The sequence below is a fragment of the Microbacterium phyllosphaerae genome, assembly GCF_050628115.1.
GTDB classification, from domain to species: Bacteria; Actinomycetota; Actinomycetes; order Actinomycetales; family Microbacteriaceae; genus Microbacterium; species Microbacterium phyllosphaerae_A.
The window spans coordinates 2,531,468-2,547,199 of sequence record NZ_CP192502.1 but is presented as its reverse complement, the minus strand read 5'-3'; the positions used below and the strand labels follow the sequence as shown (position 1 = coordinate 2,547,199).

Genomic DNA, 15,732 nt, shown 5'->3' with positions numbered 1-15,732 from the left:
ACCCCGGTCGATCCGGCCGTCCGTGGAGCGCATGCGAGAGCCGCACGACTCTGCATCCCGCTCAGGGATGCAGAGTCGTGCAGCGGGTCAGTCGTACGGCGGGTGTCAGTCGCGCAGCATCGCGCCGAAGCGCTCGGAGGCGACGGCGACACCGGCGAGCTTCGCCTCGGTGGCCTCGGCAGCCGTGAGCGTGCGGTCATCGGCGCGGAACCGCAGCGCGAACGTGAGGCTCTTCTCCCCCTCGGAGAGGCCCTCTCCGCGGTAGTCGTCGACGAGACGGATCGCCTCGAGCAGCGCACCGGCTCCTTCCGCCAGCGCGGCGCGGACAGCGCCCGCCGGCACATCGGCGCCGACCACGAGCGAGACGTCCTGCGTGGCGGCGGGGAACGTCGACAGGGAGGCCGCCACGGCACGGGCGTCAGCCAGCGCCAGGATTCCGTCGAGGTCGAGCTCGAGCACCGTGGCGCGACCGGGAAGGTCGGCGCCGGCGGCGACGTCGGGGTGGAGCTCGCCGACATACCCGACCTCGACATCGCCCACCGACAGGACGCCGGTGCGCCCGGGGTGCAGCGCGGCTCGCTGACCCTGGACGACGTCGATGTCGACGCCTGCGGCCGCGGCGATGACACGAGCAGCGTCGAGTGCCTCGGAGAGGCCGGCCGGCTCTGCGGCGCGGCCGGGCTGGCGCGCGACGACGTTGCCGGTCAGCAGCACCGCCACGTGGCGATGCTGCGGCGGGATCGACGCGTTCAGCACGGCGAGCGTCTCATCGGACGGACGCGCCCCGAGCGGAGGCACCTCGTCGGTGCCGTACTCGACGCCCGGCTCCGGGAGGAAGACGACACCGGTCTCGAACAGCGCGAGATCGGTGAGGCCGCGGGAGATGTTGCGATGCGCGGTCTGCAGGAGCCCGGGGATGAGCGAGCGGCGCAGGAACGGAGCGGATCCGTCGAGCGCGTTCGCGAGCCGGATACTGGGCAGGTGCGCGCCCGACGCCGAACCGTGCAGGTCGTTCTCGGCCTCGGTCGTGAACGGGAACGACGGCGTCTCGACGAAGCCGGCGGCGGCCAGCGCGTCGGCGACCCGACGACGGCCGTGCTGGTGAGCGGTCAGACCGCGACCGGACGGGGGTGTCGGCAGAACAGACGGGATGCGGTCGAGTCCGTGGATGCGGGCGACCTCTTCGGCGAGCGACCACTTGTCGGTGAGGTCGGGGCGCCAGGTCGGCGGGATGACGGTCCAGCCGGCGTCCGTCTCGGTGACGTCCGCGCCGATCGTCGTCAGCGCCCCCTCGATCTCGGCGTCGGTGTAGTCGACGCCGATGAGGCCCTGCACGAACCCCTTCGGCAGGTCGATGTCGGCGACGAAGACCTCGGCGAACAGCGCGCCACCCTCTTCGGTGAGCGTGCCGCCCGCGAACTCGACCATCAGGTCGGCGGCGCGACGAGCAGCGACGAACGGCACGAGCGGATCGACGCCGCGCTCGAAGCGCTTGGAGGCCTCGCTCGGCAGCTTGTGTCGACGGGCGGTGCGCGCGATCGTGATCGGGTCGAACGTCGCGGCCTCGATGAGCACGTTGTGCGTGGTGTCGCTCATCTCGGTGGTGCCGCCGCCCATGACACCGGCGAGGCCGATCGGACCCGACTCATCCGTGATGAGCAGATCCTCGGCGTGGAGCGTGCGCTCCTGGCCGTCGAGGGTCGTCATCTTCTCTCCGGCGGTCGCCCGGCGCACCGTGATCCCACCCGCGAGCTTGTCGAGGTCGTACCCGTGCAGCGGCTGACCGAGCTCGAGCATCACATAGTTGGTGATGTCGATCAGGATGCCGAGCGAGCGCATGCCCGCGAGCGACAGCCGGGCGATCATCCAGGGCGGGGTCGGACGCGTGGGATCGACGTCGCGGACCACGCGGGTGACGAACTCGCTCGCGCCGGCGCGTCCGCGGATGGGGGCGGCGTCGTCGACGGTCGCCGTGTGGCCGGTGCCGGGCTGGAGCTCGGCGAAGTCGCGCTCGGCCGGGTCGCGGAAGCTGGCGCCGGTGGCGTGCGAGTACTCGCGGGCGACGCCTCGGAGCGAGAACGCGTATCCGCGGTCAGGGGTGACGTTGATCTCGACCGCGACGTCATCGAGCCCGAGCAGGGCGATGGCGTCGGTGCCGACCGGCGCGTCGATGCCGAGGTCGGCGAGCACGAGAATGCCGTTGTGCTCATCGCCGAGACCCAGCTCGCGCGCCGACGCGATCATGCCGTCGGACACATGACCGTAGGTCTTGCGCGCGGCGATCGGGAACGGACCGGGCAGCACAGCGCCTGGCAGGGTCACGACGACCTTGTCGCCGGCGACGAAGTTGTGCGCACCGCAGACGATCCCGCGGATGCCGCCGTTCGCCTCTCCGACGTCGACCTGGCACCAGTTGATCGTCTTGCCGTTCGACTGGGGCTCCCCCTCGAGCGAGACGACCTGACCGACGACCACGGGACCGGAGATCTCGAAGCGGTGCACGTCCTCCTCTTCGAAGCCGACGGTGACCATCGCCGCGAGGACGTCCTCGGGCGTCGCATCCGCTGCCAGATCGACGTACTCACGCAGCCACGAAAGCGGGACGCGCATCACACCACCATCCCGTACTGCTCGCTGAATCGGACATCGCCCTCTGCCATGTCCCTCATGTCCTGCACATCGCTGCGGAACATCAGTCCGCGCTCGACGCCCATCCCGAATGCGAACCCGCTGTAGACGTCGGGGTCGATCCCGGCCGCCCGCAGGACGTTCGGGTTGATCATTCCGCAGCCGCCCCATTCGATCCAGCGGGCGCCGCCCTTGAAGGTCGGGTGCCACAGGTCGAGCTCGGCGGACGGCTCGGTGAAGGGGAAGAAGTTCGTACGGAAGCGCGTCTTGGCCTCCGGACCGAAGAGCTGGCGCGCGACATGGTCGAGCGTGCCCTTGAGGTGCGCCATCGAGATGCCCTTGTCGACGACGAGCCCCTCGAACTGCGTGAAGACGGGGAGGTGCGTCGCGTCGAACTCGTCGGTGCGGTACACGCGACCGGGGCACAGCACGTAGATCGGCACGTCGCGGTCGAGCATCGAGCGCACCTGCACGGGGCTCGTGTGCGTGCGCATCACGAGGTGGCGCGACGGCGGATCGACGTAGAAGGTGTCCTGCTCCTGGCGGGCGGGGTGGTCGACGTCGAAGTTCAGGGCGTCGAAGTTGAACCACTCGTGCTCGAGTTCGGGTCCTTCCGCGATCTCCCATCCCATGCCGACGAAGATGTCGGAGATCTGCTCGCTGAGCAGAGTCAGCGGATGCCGTGCGCCGACGCGCGTGCGCGAGGGCACCGCGGTGATGTCGACGCGCTCGGACTCGAGGCGGGCGGCGACCTCCGCGGTCGCGAGCTCGGCCTCTTTGGCGGCGAGCGCCTTGGTGACCTGGCCGCGGCCCTGGCCGACGAGCTTGCCGAACGCGGCCTTGTTCTCGGGAGCCACCTGGCGCATCGACGCGTTCAGCACCGCCAGAGGCGATCCTTCTGCGACGTGAGCGGCGCGGGCGGCCTTCAGCTCGGCCGTATCGGCGGCTGCGGCGATCGCTTCGAGCGCCGCAGCGACTGCGGCCTCGACTGCTTCCGGGGTGATTTCGGGAGACTCAGACACGAGACAGGAGTCTACCGGCGCGGGGCGGTCGCCCCGCGCCGGTAGAGGTCACTTCGGATCGGAGCTGTCCAGCCCGCCTACACCGCCGGTGCCGCCGAATCCGCTGCCTCCGCGCTGCAGAGTGATCAGCTCGGTGTCCGTGCCGTCGCCATGCTGGCGGGGATCCTCTGCGGCGTGGATGGCCTGCACCTTCGGCGAGCGTCGGGTGCTGACCTCGACCCGGCGTGCGATGCCCGAGAGGATCAGACACATCACGATGTAGATGCCACCGATCACGAACGCGGACTGCAGAATCGGGCGCCCCTGCTGCGAGGTCAGCTGCTTGGCGTAGTACAGCAGCTCGGGGTAGGTGATGATGAACCCGAGTGCGGTGTCCTTCATGGTGACGACGAGCTGCGCCACGATCACCGGCAGCATCGCACGGATGGCCTGCGGCAGCAGGATGAGCCCCATCACACCGCTCTTGCGCAGGCCGATCGCGTATCCGGCTTCTTTCTGCCCGCGGGGCAGCGACTCGACCCCGGCGCGCAGCACCTCGGCGAGGACGGACCCGTTGTACGCCATGAGGGCGAGGACGACGGCCCAGTACGGGTCCATCTTGATGCCGATCACGGGAAGCCCGTAATAGAGCAGCATCATGAAGACCAGCACCGGCACGGCACGGAACAGCTCGGTGACTGCGGTGACCGGGATGCGGATCCACGCGCGGTCGGACAGACGACCGATCGCGAGCAGGAAGCCCAGGATGACGCTCAGGAGCGCAGCGAACCCGAAAGCGGCGAGGGTGTTGCCGAGCGCCTTGAGGATGCCCATCCACACGTTGGCGAAAGTGAAGACGTACCACTTCTCCGCCGAGAACTGACCGGTCTCCACCATCCGAAGGACCACGAACCCGACGGCGACGAGGACGAGGACGACCGTGAGGACGGCGATGATGCGGTTGCGGGCGATCGCCCGGGGACCCGGGACGTCGTACAGTACGGAACTCATCGCGCGATCCTCCATCGGTTCTCGAGATATCGCTGCAGCCAGCTCAACAGCAGCACCAGGGCGACGAACACCACGGCGACCCAGAGCAGGACCTCCATGGGGTTGCCGGGTCGGTCGGCGGAATCGTTGACCGTCGATCGCAGTGCGGCGAGCTCGGCGACCGAGAACCCGGCAGCGACGGTCGTGTTCTTCAGCAGGGCGATGAACACGCTCATCATCGGCGGGACGACGGAGCGGAACGCCTGCGGAAGGATCACGAGACCCATCACCTGCCCGAAAGGCAGGCCGATCGCTCGCGCGGCCTCGGCCTGTCCGACCGGAACCGTGTTGATTCCGGCCCTCAGCACCTCAGCCACGTAGGTGGCGGTGTAGATGCCGATGGCGAGGATGCCGAGCACCAGGTTCGACAGCTCGGGGAGGCCCAGCTGCGGGTACCCGAAGATGAAGAAGAAGAACACGAGGGTCAGCGGGGTGTTGCGTACTGTGTTCACGTACACCGTGCCGACGCCCCGGGCGATCGGCACCGGCGACACGCGCATCGCCCCGACGATGAGGCCGAGGATCAGCGCGATGATGCCTCCGGCGAAGAACACGAGCAGCGTGTTGCTGATCGCCTCTCCCCAGAGATCGAGGTTGCCGAAGATGACGTCCACGCCACCCTCCCTTCTTCAGACTGTGTGGGCGGCCTCCGCGAGGAGGCCGCCCAGGTCAGATCAGTACGCGTCGACTTCGGGCTGCTCGACCTCGATGCCGCTGGAGCCGAGGTTCTTGTCGAAGATCGCCTGCCAGATGTCGCCACCGTCGGTGAAGAGCTCGTTGATGTGCGTGCGCAGTGCGTCGTCGCCCTTGGTGAGGCCGACACCGTAGCGCTCCTCGGTGAAGAGGCCGCCGGTGACCTTCACGTCATCCGGGTACTGCGCCGCGTAGCCGATCAAGATCGCCTGGTCGGTGGTGACCGCATCGACCTTGCCGTCGATCAGGTCCTGGACGCAGGCGGAGTACAGGTCGTACTCCTGCGTCTTGATGTCGGGGAAGTTCGCCTTGATGTTCTGGATCGGCGTCGAGCCGGTCGCAGAGCAGACGGTCTTGCCGTTGAAGTCCTCGAGCGCCTCGGCGTCATCCGCATCCGCAGCGACCAGAAGGCCCTGGCCGGTGATGAAGTACGGACCCGCGAAGTCGATGAGCTCCTTGCGCTTGTCGTTGATCGAGTAGGTGCCGACGTAGTAGTCGATGTCGCCGTTGGTGATCGCCTGCTCGCGGTTCGCCGAGGCGATCGGCTTGAACTCGATCTTGTCCTCGTCATAGCCGAGCGAGGCCGCGATCCAGCGGGCGATGTCGACGTCGAAGCCGGTGCGCTCCCCCGTCGTGACATCGAGGTAGCCGAGACCGGGCTGGTCCTCCTTGACGCCGACGATGACCTTGTCGCGCTCCTGGATGGCGTCGAACGTCGGGCTGCCCTCGAGCTGCACGTCATCGGCGACCTCGAACCAGGTCGAGTCCTCGCCCTCGTCGCCGCCGGTGCCGGCGCCGGGGCTGGACGGGCTGCCGCTGTTGCAGGCGGTCAGCGCGAACAGTGCCACCGTCGCGATCCCGATCCCTGCCAGTGTGCGTGTGCGTCGCATGTGCGTCTCCTTCGTGTGCTGTGTGTGCAAAGGTCTGTGAAGCCCGTCAGTGTGTGAGGAGCTTGGAGAGGAAGTCCTTGGCGCGATCGCTCTTCGGGTTCGTGAAGAACTCCTCGGGAGTCGCCTCCTCCACGATGCGGCCGTCGGCCATGAACACCACGCGGTTCGCGGCCTTGCGCGCGAAGCCCATCTCGTGGGTGACGACGATCATGGTCATGCCGTCGTGGGCGAGCTCGACCATGACGTCGAGCACCTCGTTGATCATCTCGGGGTCGAGCGCGCTGGTCGGCTCGTCGAAGAGCATGACCTTGGGCTGCATGGCGAGAGCACGGGCGATCGCCACGCGCTGCTGCTGTCCGCCCGAGAGCTGAGCGGGGAGCTTCGACGCCTGCTGGGCGACGCCGACGCGCTCGAGGAGCGTCATCGCCTCTTTGTCGGCATCCGCCTTCTTCATCCCACGGACCTTGATCGGCCCGAGTGTGACGTTCTCGAGGATCGTCAGGTGCGCGAAGAGGTTGAACGATTGGAAGACCATGCCGACATCGGCGCGCAGGTTCGCGAGGCCTTTGCCTTCCGCGGGCAGCGCCTTGCCGTCGATGCTGATCGTGCCGCTCGTGATCGTCTCGAGCCGGTTAATCGTGCGACACAGCGTCGACTTGCCCGAACCCGAGGGACCGATCACGACGACGACCTCGCCGGCGTTCACCGTGAGGTCGATATCCGTGAGCGCCTGGAAGTCGCCATAGTGCTTCTGGACGTTGTCGACAACGACGAGAGGCTTACCGGTGGTCATCATTTCTCCAAACTAGCCAGGTCGATCGCGCGGCGACACACAGTCGAGTGGACATTTACACGTTCGTAACCACGGGAGGCACCCGATCGCACGGGCGCATCGGAGTGCCCCACGGCCCGCCCCCGCGGACCGTGGGGGCGTCCCTGCCGACCCGTTCCTCCCCCAGGCGGGACGAAGCGGCAAGCCTCCGATCGGATCCGATCGCGAGACGATCCGGGGGATGGACGGAGCCCGCGCCTGCATGAATGGCGTGGGCTCTGTGGCATCTGAATTCTCCATCGAATCGATCGCGATCGACCCCCAGATTGGCAGAGCCCCGCCTTCGCGAGCGGACTTCTTGAGGATTTCTTGAGGGCTCAGTCCCGCTGGTCCCGGTAGTACTCGATCGCCCCGGGATGCAGCTCGACGGGCCCCGTGAAGATGGCCTGCCTGCGGTCGAGCAGAGCAGCGGCGGGGACATCCTGGGCGATCCGGGTTCTCGCACCGAACAGGCTCGTGAGGACGTCGCGGACGACGCCGTCCGGTGTGGCCGATGCCGTGACGAGGTAGTTCGGGACAGCCATCGTGGGCTGCGACTCGTCGAGCCCGTAGAGACCCACCGGGAAGTCGGAGGGACGATAGGCGTCGGAGTATCGCGCATTGATCGCGTTGACCCAGGTCTGCTCGATCGGGACCAATCGCACAGGCGTCGTCATCGCGAGCTCCGCGATGCCCGGTGTGGGGATGCCACCGACCCAGAAGAAACCGGCGATCTCCGATCGCTCGAGCGCGTCGATCGATTCGCGGAGGTCGAGCTGCGGGTCACTGATCGACGTGATGTCGACTTCCGCCGCATCCAGCGCTCGAGCGGCGATGACATGCACACCGGAGTTCTCCGCGCCGAGCGACACCGTCATCCCGGCGAGGTCCCCGAGGTCGTCGATGCCCAAATCCGCGCGGACGACCACATGCAGGTACTCGTCGTAGAGGCGCGCGACGGCCCGCACCGGCAGGGGCTCGTCGAACGCTCCGACCCCCGCCACCGCATCCGCCGCCGCATCGCCCTGGGCGAAGCCGAGAAGCGCCTGCCCCGAGCCCACCCGCAGGAGGTTATCGACGGAGCCCGCCGATTCCTCCGCCACCATGTCGACATCGAGCGACGCCGACAGCTCGTCGGCGAGCTCCGAACCGTACGCGAAATAGACCCCGTCGGAGCCGCCGCTCGCGATCTCGTACCGAGAGTCGTCCCATTGGCTGGCCCGAGTGCTGCATGCGCTCGACGCCCCGACGACCGTCAGCACGGCGATCGTCGCCGAGACCCGCATCCAGCTCCGACGAGCGCTGGCCCGCCGACTCATTCTGCGGCTCCGTCCGGGAGCAGCAGCGTGACCAGCAGGCCGCCGCCCTCGGGCGACCCGACCCGCAGCTCGCCCCCGATCGACCCGAGCAGGTCGGTGGCGATCGCGAGCCCCAGTCCCGAGCCCGGCGTCTCGCCGCTGTCATCGCTGCGCCAGAATCGGTCGGACGCGTTCGCCAGCTGCTCCGGGCGGAGCCCCGGCCCGTGGTCGCGGACGGTCAGCCGACACAGGTCGCCGTCACGACGCGCGCCGATCTCGACCACCGCGCCCGAGGGCGAGAACTTCACCGCGTTGTCGATGACCGCATCGAGCGCGCTCTCGACGATCGTGCGGTCGGTGATACTCATCACCGGTTCGCCTCCGGTCGCGTGCGTGCGGATCCCCTGCTGGGATGCCACTTCGCTCCATGCGTCGGCACGCCTGGTCGCGAGCGTCATGAGATCGACGGCCGAGATGGTGGTGTCAGCGCGTCCTCCTCGGGCGAGTCCGAGCAGGGTCTCGAGGATCCGAGCCATCCGTCTCCCCTCCTCCCTCGTCTCCTCCACGTCGTCGTCCCAGTCGCGGTCGAGACCGGTCGAGAGATGCTCCACGCGCAGCAGCAGCGCATTGAGCGGGTTGCGCAGCTCGTGCGAGGCGTTGAGCGCGAACTCCTGCTGTCGCGTCATGACCCTCTCGATCTCATCCGCCATGCCGTTGAAGACCCGTGTCATCCTTCGCAGCTCCGGAGGCCCTGTGTCCTCCGCGACCCTGGCATCCATCTCTCCGCGTTCGATCGCGATCATGGCCTCGTCCAGGCGACGGACGGGAGACAGCACCCACCGCGCGAGCTGGAAGACGAGAAGCACGCCGAGGCCGATCGACACGATGGACACGACCGCCAGTGCGAGCACCTGCTGCACGATCTCGGCGCGCGGCGCCGCCGCATCCGCCGACACCATGACCGCTCCGATGACGTCGCCGTCGTCGAAGACCGGTTCGACGATCGAGGATTCCGCGGTGCCCCAGGGGAAGACCGGCTCAGGGGCCTCCGCCCGGCGACCGGAGAGAGCGAGCAGGACTCGAGCCCCTTCGTCCTCGGCGATCACCGCGGCGTCGCTGTTCCCGGCGGCCCAGATGCTTCCCGTCAGATCGAACACCACGACATCGATGCCGTAGACCTGCTCGAAGCGCCTGACCTCGGCGTCGATCACCGTCGCGCTCCCCGAGCGCAGCGCCTGACGCGCACTGGTCACGAAGTACCCCACGTCACCGAGCTGCTCAGTGTAGAACGCCTGCTGGATGCTGCGGGTGGCGCTCCAGGCCGCAGCGCCGCCGAGCGACAGCAGGATCGCGACCAGAGGGACGAGGAACACGACGATCAGGCGCCTGCGCATCGGACGCTACCCAGCCAACCGGTAGCCGACGCCGCGCACGGTCTCGATGAGGCTTCGCTGGCCGGCCTTACGCCGGATCGCGCCGACATGCACCTCCAGCGAATGCCCGAAACCGCGCCAGTCGGTGTTCCACACCTCACGGATGAGGCGCTCCTTCGGCACGGCGACGCCCGGGTATCTGGCGAGGACGGCGACGATGTCGAACTCCTTGCGGGTGAGCTCGATCGGCTCCCGGTCGATGATCACCTGACGGGCGATCAGGTCGATCTCGACCTCTCCGTCCTGGAGCCGGACTCGCGCCTCCGACTCCGGACGCACCGGCCGTGAGCGGCGCGTCACCGCTTCGATCCGGGCGAGAAGCTCGTGAACGTCATAGGGCTTGACGACGAAGTCGTCGGCACCGGCGCGCAGACCTCGGATGCGCTCCGTGACCTGGTTTCGCGCGGTCACGATGACGATCGGAACCTCGGAGCGGCCACGGATGCGACGGCACAAGTCGATGCCGTCGATGTCGGGCAGCCCCAGGTCCAGAAGGACGACCTCGGTGTCGGCGCCCAGCATCTCCAACGCGGAGGCGCCGTCGGCCGCCCGCACCGTGGCATACCCCGATCGCGCGAGGAAGGCCTCGAGCGCAGCGGCGACGCGCTCGTCGTCCTCCACGATCAGAATCCGCATCGATTCCGGGTCCCCTTCTCCGCTCGAGCAGGCACAAACCTACCAGTCGGGCGCGCTCGTCTCAGGCCGGGAGGTCAGGCGAGAGAGTCCGCCCGCTGAGCGAATGCGCTCTCGTACAGGCAGACGCTCGCCGCGGTCGCGAGGTTCAGCGACTCGGCTCGACCGAAGATGGGGAGCCTGAGCACCTGATCGGCCTGAGCCAACGCCTCATCCTCGAGACCACGCGCCTCGTTGCCGAACAGCCATGCGGTCGGCTCCGCCAGGACACCATCAGCACGTGCCCGCAGCAGATCGTCTCCCTTCACGTCAGCGGCCAGCACCCGCAGTCCCGCAGCGTGCGCCTTCTTCACGACGTCGTCGAGCTCGGCGCCCACAGACACGGGCAGGTGGAACAGAGAACCCGTGGTGGCCCTCACGACCTTGGGGTTGTACGGGTCGACCGTCCTACCGGTGAGGATCACCGCATCCGCACCCGCCGCATCGGCGGCCCTGATGATCGTGCCGAGATTGCCCGGGTCACGGATCTCCTCGCAGATCGCGACGAGACGAGGGGATGACGCGAAGACGTCGCGCACCGAGGTCGGAGTCTGCCGGACGACGGCGACGAGTCCCTGCGGTGTCACGGTGTCGGCCATCGCGTTCAGCACGTACTCCGTGACGTATTCGACCTCGACGTCGGCATCCGCCGCTTTCGATCGGATATCGGGATGCTTCTCCCACCCGGTCGGGGTCGAGAAGAGCTCGACGATGGCCTCGGGGCTGTAGGTCAGCGCCTCGCGGACGGCCTGCGGTCCTTCGAGAAGGTACAGACCCGTTTCGCTGCGCGCACTGCGCTTGGTCAGCTTCGCGACGGCTCGGACTCGGGGCGAACGGGGGTTCTCCAGCACGTTCACAGTCTAGAGAACCGCGGACACCTTGCTGCGCAAACACCGGGGAAACGACAGAGGACGCCCTCCCGAAGGAGAGCGTCCTCTGTGGTGAAGAGCTGCTTACGCGGCCGACTTCGGGGCGTTGACGTCAGAGGGCAGAGCCTTCTTCGCCGTCTCGACCAGCGTCGTGAAGGTCGCGGCGTCGTTGACCGCGAGGTCAGCGAGCATACGACGGTCGACGGTGACACCCGCGAGGCCGAGGCCCTGGATGAAACGGTTGTACGTGATGCCGTTCTGGCGAGCAGCGGCGTTGATGCGCTGGATCCAGAGACGGCGGAAGTCGCCCTTGCGCTTGCGACGGTCACGGTACGAGTAGACGAGCGAGTGGATGACCTGCTCTTTGGCCTTGCGGTAGAGGCGCGAACGCTGACCGCGGTAGCCGGACGCGCGCTCAAGGATGACGCGACGCTTCTTGTGGGCGTTTACCGCCCGCTTGACTCTTGCCATTTTCCTGTGTTCCTATCGTGCGTTCGGGCGCGTCAGCGACCGAGAAGCTTCTTCGCGACCTTGGTGTCAGCCTTCGACAGCACCTGGTCCTGGTTGAGGCGGCGGGTGCGACGGCTCGACTTGTGCTCGAGGTTGTGGCGCATTCCGGCCTGCTGCTTCTTCAGCTTGCCGCTGCCGGTGATCTTGAAGCGCTTCTTAGCACCCGAGTGGGTCTTCTGCTTCGGCATCTTCTCTTCCTTCGTATGGCGCCTTCTCAGGCGACGGTGTCAACCCGCGGTGCGGGAGTCTTGGGGGCGGGAGTTACTCCGCTGCGGCCTCGGCCGGTGCGTCTGCGTCGCTCTTGGCTTCACGAGCAGCCTGCTTGTTCGCTGCGCGCTGTGCGTCACGAACCGCGTTCTGCTCCTGCTTGGCCTCGGACTTGCTCTTCAGCGGAGCCACGATCATGACCATGTTGCGACCGTCGATGGTCGGGTTCGACTCGACGGTTCCGAGCTCGGCGACATCTTCTGCGAACTTTCGGAGAAGACGGACACCCTGCTCGGGACGCGACTGCTCGCGACCGCGGAAGAGGATCATGGCCTTCACCTTGTCGCCCGCCTTAAGGAAGCCCTCTGCGCGCTTGAGCTTGGTCGTGTAGTCGTGCGCCTCGATCTTCAGTCGGAAGCGGACCTCCTTGAGAATGGTGTTCGCCTGGTTGCGGCGAGCTTCCTTTTCCTTCTGGGCAGCTTCGTACTTGAACTTGCCGTAGTCCATGATCTTGACCACGGGCGGCTTCGAGTTGGGTGCGACCTCGACGAGGTCGAGGTCGGCTTCCTGCGCAAGGCGCAGCGCCGCCTCGATGCGGACGACGCCGATCTGCTCACCCGCGGGGCCGACGAGGCGGACCTCGGGGACGCGGATGCGCTCATTGGTGCGGGGATCGCTGATGCGTAACTCCTTAGACGAGTGGATTCGGCCACCAGGATGCAGTCAGCATCCCGGGCGAAATCAGAATCGTCCCCCACCCACCGGCATTCAGACGCCGGCTCTGCACCCTGCCTGCCGGATGCATCTGACGACGCGATCCGGTGGAGTGCAAGACCCGGTAGCCTGGAACGGCAAGCGCGGGTGGGAAGTGAATCCTCTTTCGTGCCGGAGCATTACGCTCCGGAGCCCGACAAAGTCTAACAGAAGGCAAGGCGAAGTGACGAACCAGGCATCGGATGAGGCTGCACGCGAGCGCGAAGAGCGTTGGGCCCGACAGGAGGAGGCGGCGTCTTCCGCCACCCGAGACATCGCCGACGTGCCAGCCGTGGAGGTCATCACGACAGCCGCCGTGCACCTCATGAGCGCCGCGGCCGTGAAGCTCGGCCTCGCCGACGACCCGGATGCCGCGGCCCAGCTCGACCTCGACGAGGCGCGCAAGCTCATCAACGCCCTGGCCGGTCTCATCACCGCCGGAGCGCCTGAGATCAGCGACATGCACGCACGTTCTCTCCGTGACGGCCTGCGCTCCCTGCAGCTCGCGTTCCGCGAGGCCTCCACGATCCCCGACCCGATCGGCAAGGGCCCTGGCGAGAAGTGGACGGGGCCGGTCAACTAGGCCTCCATCCGTTCGGATCTCGTGGTCCGGGCGCCGGGCTGCTCTGTCGAGGAGAAGAGCGGGGACCCTCCCACTTCGTGGGCCCCTCCCGATTCTCCTCGACAGAGCATCCCTGCGCCCTCGCCTCGTGTCGGAGCGTCGCCAGCCCGTCGACCTTTCGCGGTGCTGGGGTCAGGGATGCAGGACGATGGGCGGAGCCGTGGACGGGCCGCCGCAGGGGCCCGACGAATGCGTCCACGCGATGGCCTCCTGCGTCTCCGCGATCAGGATGCCGGAGTCGTCGTAGACGCGCACCGTGATGTCGTCCGGGGCGGCGAAGCCGAAGTGGAAGGTCCCGGCGTCACCCTGTGCGGGCACGGACAGATCCGTCTCCAGAGTCGGTGCCGCCCCGGGGTCCGCCGAACATCCCGCATCCGAGCAGACCTGCAGGAAGACGTCGGGACCGTAGGCGGACGCGTCGATCTCGACGCCGTTCGACCACCCGATCGCAGGGCACGCGGTCGCGCAGCCCGGCAACAGCAGCGCGACGACGAGTCCGATGACCGCCACCGCCGCCCTGTGCATGCCGCCACCCTAGCGACGCGGATACCGCGGCCGCGAGGCTCAGGCGGAGCGTCGCAATTTCACGGTGAGCGAATCCGCGAGCACCGCGATGCGGTCATCCGCCGCCCATCGCTGAGCCAGCCGAGCGAGCACCGCGTCGAGAACCTCACGCTCGAGCCCGTCGACGAGCTCGAGCACGACGATCAGCTCGGGTCCTCGCAGGCGCGCATCCGGATCCCCGGCGGCCACCGCCACGTCGATGACCGCGAGCTCGTGGGCGACGCTCTCCTGCAAAGCACCGTAGACCTCGGGAGACAAGAAGCTCGGCTCCCATCGATGCCCTTGGGCTATGGCCCAGACAGCGGGGCGACGGAACACGAATTCGGTCTCGGAGGTCGGATCGAGCACGATCAGGTCGGTGTCTTCGGCGGACGCCGCCAGCGCCACGCGCGTGGCCTCCACCGGAATCGGTCGCGCAGTCGCATCCCATCGCTGCATCGCCTCGACGGAGGAGAACACGGGCTGCACGCGGCGGCCGTCAGGGGCGGCCACGGTGACGATGGAGAGCTCCTGAGTCTTGTCGACCGCGAGCCCGCTGGGCGCCACCCCCTCTTCACCCTTCTCCGCGATCAGCGGTATCAGAACACGCGCGGTGCGGAACGCGTCGACCACCTCGACCTGAGCACCGGATCCTGCCCGGAATCGCAGGAGGGCGTCGAGAAGTGCGGGGTCGGCGGAGCCGTCGTCGCCCGCGTGCGGGTTCGACTCGAAACTGCGCCCCTCCCAGGGCACGCCCGCGGAGTCGCCCCGGTTCCCCGCGCCATGATCGTTCGCACCATGACCCTCGGGGCCGTGGCCGCAGGCGTCGTCAGTCCCCTGCGACATCCAGAGCCTCAGCCAGCGTGAATGCTCCGGCGTAGAGTGCCTTGCCGACGATCGCGCCCTCGACGCCCAGCGGAACCAGCTCGCGCAGCGCGGCGATGTCGTCGAGGTTCGCGATGCCACCCGATGCGACGACGGGTTTCGGAGTGCGCGAGGTCATCTCGCGCAGGAGTTCGAGGTTCGGGCCCTTGAGCGTGCCGTCCTTGGTGACGTCGGTGACGACATAGCGGCTGCAGCCGGCATCCTCGAGGCGCTCGAGAACCTCCCAGAGATCGCCGCCCTCCTTCGTCCAGCCGCGTGCGGCGAGGGTGGTGCCGCGGACGTCGAGGCCCACGGCGATCGCCTCGCCGAAGCGACCGATCACGTCGGCCGCCCACTCGGGGTTCTCGAGCGCGGCGGTGCCGAGGTTGATGCGCGTCGCGCCGCTCTCGAGAGCGGCCTCGAGAGTGGCGTCGTCACGGATGCCGCCCGACAGCTCGACGTTGACATTCTTGAACTGCTTGATCACCTTGCGGAGGATCGGAGCATTGCTGCCGCGACCGAATGCCGCGTCGAGATCGACGAGGTGGATCCACTTCGCGCCCTGCGCGACCCACTCCCCTGCCGCATCCAGCGGGTCACCGTAGCTGGTCTCGGTGCCGGCCTCGCCCTGCGTGAGGCGGACGGCCTTGCCACCCGCGACATCGACAGCGGGGAGCAGAGTGAGCGAAGGGGACTGCGCGAAGTCGTTCATGACGTCCTCAGGTGAGATGGGAGGGCCGATTCGTCGGCACGAGAGTCGACACTAGCCCGCGCATCCGCCCGCTCCAAAATGATGACGGCAGAGAACGGCGGACACCACGCGGTAGCCTCGAAGACGCCCCTGTTCGGTCGGTGAGGAGATGTTCCATGGTGCGCGATGCGGAAGCG

The 15,732-nt window shown here is 67.8% G+C and carries 17 protein-coding genes; 1 reads left to right on the top strand and 16 read right to left on the bottom strand.

Annotated features, from left to right (window positions below):
* Positions 1-105: 105 nt before the first annotated feature.
* The 13 genes from pheT to infC form a co-directional block, all read right to left on the bottom strand.
* Positions 106-2,610 carry a phenylalanine--tRNA ligase subunit beta gene (gene pheT, locus ACQ4LY_RS12050; RefSeq protein ID WP_431071799.1) on the bottom strand — a complete coding sequence of 835 codons (2,505 nt, stop codon included), beginning with the start codon at positions 2,608-2,610 and terminating at the stop codon, positions 106-108.
* Positions 2,610-3,650 carry a phenylalanine--tRNA ligase subunit alpha gene (gene pheS, locus ACQ4LY_RS12045; RefSeq protein WP_431071797.1) on the bottom strand — a complete coding sequence of 347 codons (1,041 nt, stop codon included), beginning with the start codon at positions 3,648-3,650 and terminating at the stop codon, positions 2,610-2,612. Before pheS ends, pheT begins: the two co-directional genes overlap by 1 nt.
* A gap of 48 nt (positions 3,651-3,698) precedes the next feature.
* A complete protein-coding gene (locus ACQ4LY_RS12040) occupies positions 3,699-4,640 on the bottom strand; it encodes an amino acid ABC transporter permease (RefSeq protein WP_431071795.1) in 942 nt (313 codons plus the stop codon).
* Entirely contained in the window at positions 4,637-5,293 is a 657-nt protein-coding gene (locus ACQ4LY_RS12035) for an amino acid ABC transporter permease (RefSeq protein WP_431071793.1), read from the bottom strand. Before ACQ4LY_RS12035 ends, ACQ4LY_RS12040 begins: the two co-directional genes overlap by 4 nt.
* A 60-nt stretch (positions 5,294-5,353) precedes the next feature.
* Entirely contained in the window at positions 5,354-6,262 is a 909-nt protein-coding gene (locus ACQ4LY_RS12030; protein WP_431071791.1) for a glutamate ABC transporter substrate-binding protein, read from the bottom strand.
* 46 nt (positions 6,263-6,308) lie between these two features.
* Complete coding sequence (locus ACQ4LY_RS12025) at positions 6,309-7,058, bottom strand: amino acid ABC transporter ATP-binding protein (RefSeq protein WP_431071789.1); 750 nt, start codon at positions 7,056-7,058, stop codon at positions 6,309-6,311.
* A 353-nt stretch (positions 7,059-7,411) separates the two neighbouring features.
* Positions 7,412-8,359 (bottom strand): TAXI family TRAP transporter solute-binding subunit, encoded by a 948-nt coding sequence (locus ACQ4LY_RS12020; RefSeq protein WP_431071787.1) that lies wholly within the window; start codon positions 8,357-8,359, stop codon positions 7,412-7,414.
* A 29-nt stretch (positions 8,360-8,388) separates the two neighbouring features.
* On the bottom strand, positions 8,389-9,765 hold the full coding sequence (locus tag ACQ4LY_RS12015; RefSeq protein ID WP_431071785.1) for an ATP-binding protein: 1,377 nt from the start codon (positions 9,763-9,765) through the stop codon (positions 8,389-8,391).
* A 6-nt stretch (positions 9,766-9,771) separates the two neighbouring features.
* Positions 9,772-10,440 (bottom strand): response regulator transcription factor, encoded by a 669-nt coding sequence (locus tag ACQ4LY_RS12010; protein ID WP_431071783.1) that lies wholly within the window; start codon positions 10,438-10,440, stop codon positions 9,772-9,774.
* A gap of 74 nt (positions 10,441-10,514) precedes the next feature.
* The gene (locus ACQ4LY_RS12005; protein ID WP_431071781.1) at positions 10,515-11,327 is read right to left on the bottom strand and encodes a TrmH family RNA methyltransferase; all 813 of its coding nucleotides are present in this window, start codon (positions 11,325-11,327) and stop codon (positions 10,515-10,517) included.
* 102 nt (positions 11,328-11,429) lie between these two features.
* Positions 11,430-11,816 (bottom strand): 50S ribosomal protein L20, encoded by a 387-nt coding sequence (gene rplT, locus ACQ4LY_RS12000; RefSeq protein WP_045252681.1) that lies wholly within the window; start codon positions 11,814-11,816, stop codon positions 11,430-11,432.
* 32 nt (positions 11,817-11,848) lie between these two features.
* Positions 11,849-12,043: a 50S ribosomal protein L35 gene (gene rpmI / locus ACQ4LY_RS11995; protein ID WP_017828564.1), complete on the bottom strand. Its 195-nt coding sequence runs from the start codon at positions 12,041-12,043 to the stop codon at positions 11,849-11,851.
* A gap of 73 nt (positions 12,044-12,116) precedes the next feature.
* Positions 12,117-12,767: a translation initiation factor IF-3 gene (infC, locus tag ACQ4LY_RS11990; RefSeq protein ID WP_311245886.1), complete on the bottom strand. Its 651-nt coding sequence runs from the start codon at positions 12,765-12,767 to the stop codon at positions 12,117-12,119.
* Positions 12,768-12,999: 232 nt separating this feature from the next.
* Here infC and ACQ4LY_RS11985 point away from each other — a divergent pair, with 232 nt between their 5' ends.
* A complete protein-coding gene (locus tag ACQ4LY_RS11985; RefSeq protein ID WP_056513077.1) occupies positions 13,000-13,398 on the top strand; it encodes a DUF1844 domain-containing protein in 399 nt (132 codons plus the stop codon).
* 171 nt (positions 13,399-13,569) lie between these two features.
* Here ACQ4LY_RS11985 and ACQ4LY_RS11980 read toward each other — a convergent pair whose 3' ends face one another.
* From ACQ4LY_RS11980 to priA, 3 genes are read right to left on the bottom strand one after another with little or no spacing between them, the layout of a single operon-like run.
* Positions 13,570-13,962, bottom strand: coding sequence for a hypothetical protein (locus tag ACQ4LY_RS11980; protein WP_431071777.1), 393 nt, complete (start codon positions 13,960-13,962; stop codon positions 13,570-13,572).
* Positions 13,963-14,001: 39 nt separating this feature from the next.
* The gene (locus ACQ4LY_RS11975; RefSeq protein ID WP_431071775.1) at positions 14,002-14,826 is read right to left on the bottom strand and encodes an SseB family protein; all 825 of its coding nucleotides are present in this window, start codon (positions 14,824-14,826) and stop codon (positions 14,002-14,004) included.
* Entirely contained in the window at positions 14,810-15,556 is a 747-nt protein-coding gene (priA, locus tag ACQ4LY_RS11970; protein ID WP_056312186.1) for a bifunctional 1-(5-phosphoribosyl)-5-((5-phosphoribosylamino)methylideneamino)imidazole-4-carboxamide isomerase/phosphoribosylanthranilate isomerase PriA, read from the bottom strand. The genes ACQ4LY_RS11975 and priA overlap by 17 nt, the downstream gene beginning before the upstream one ends.
* Positions 15,557-15,732 lie beyond the last annotated feature (176 nt).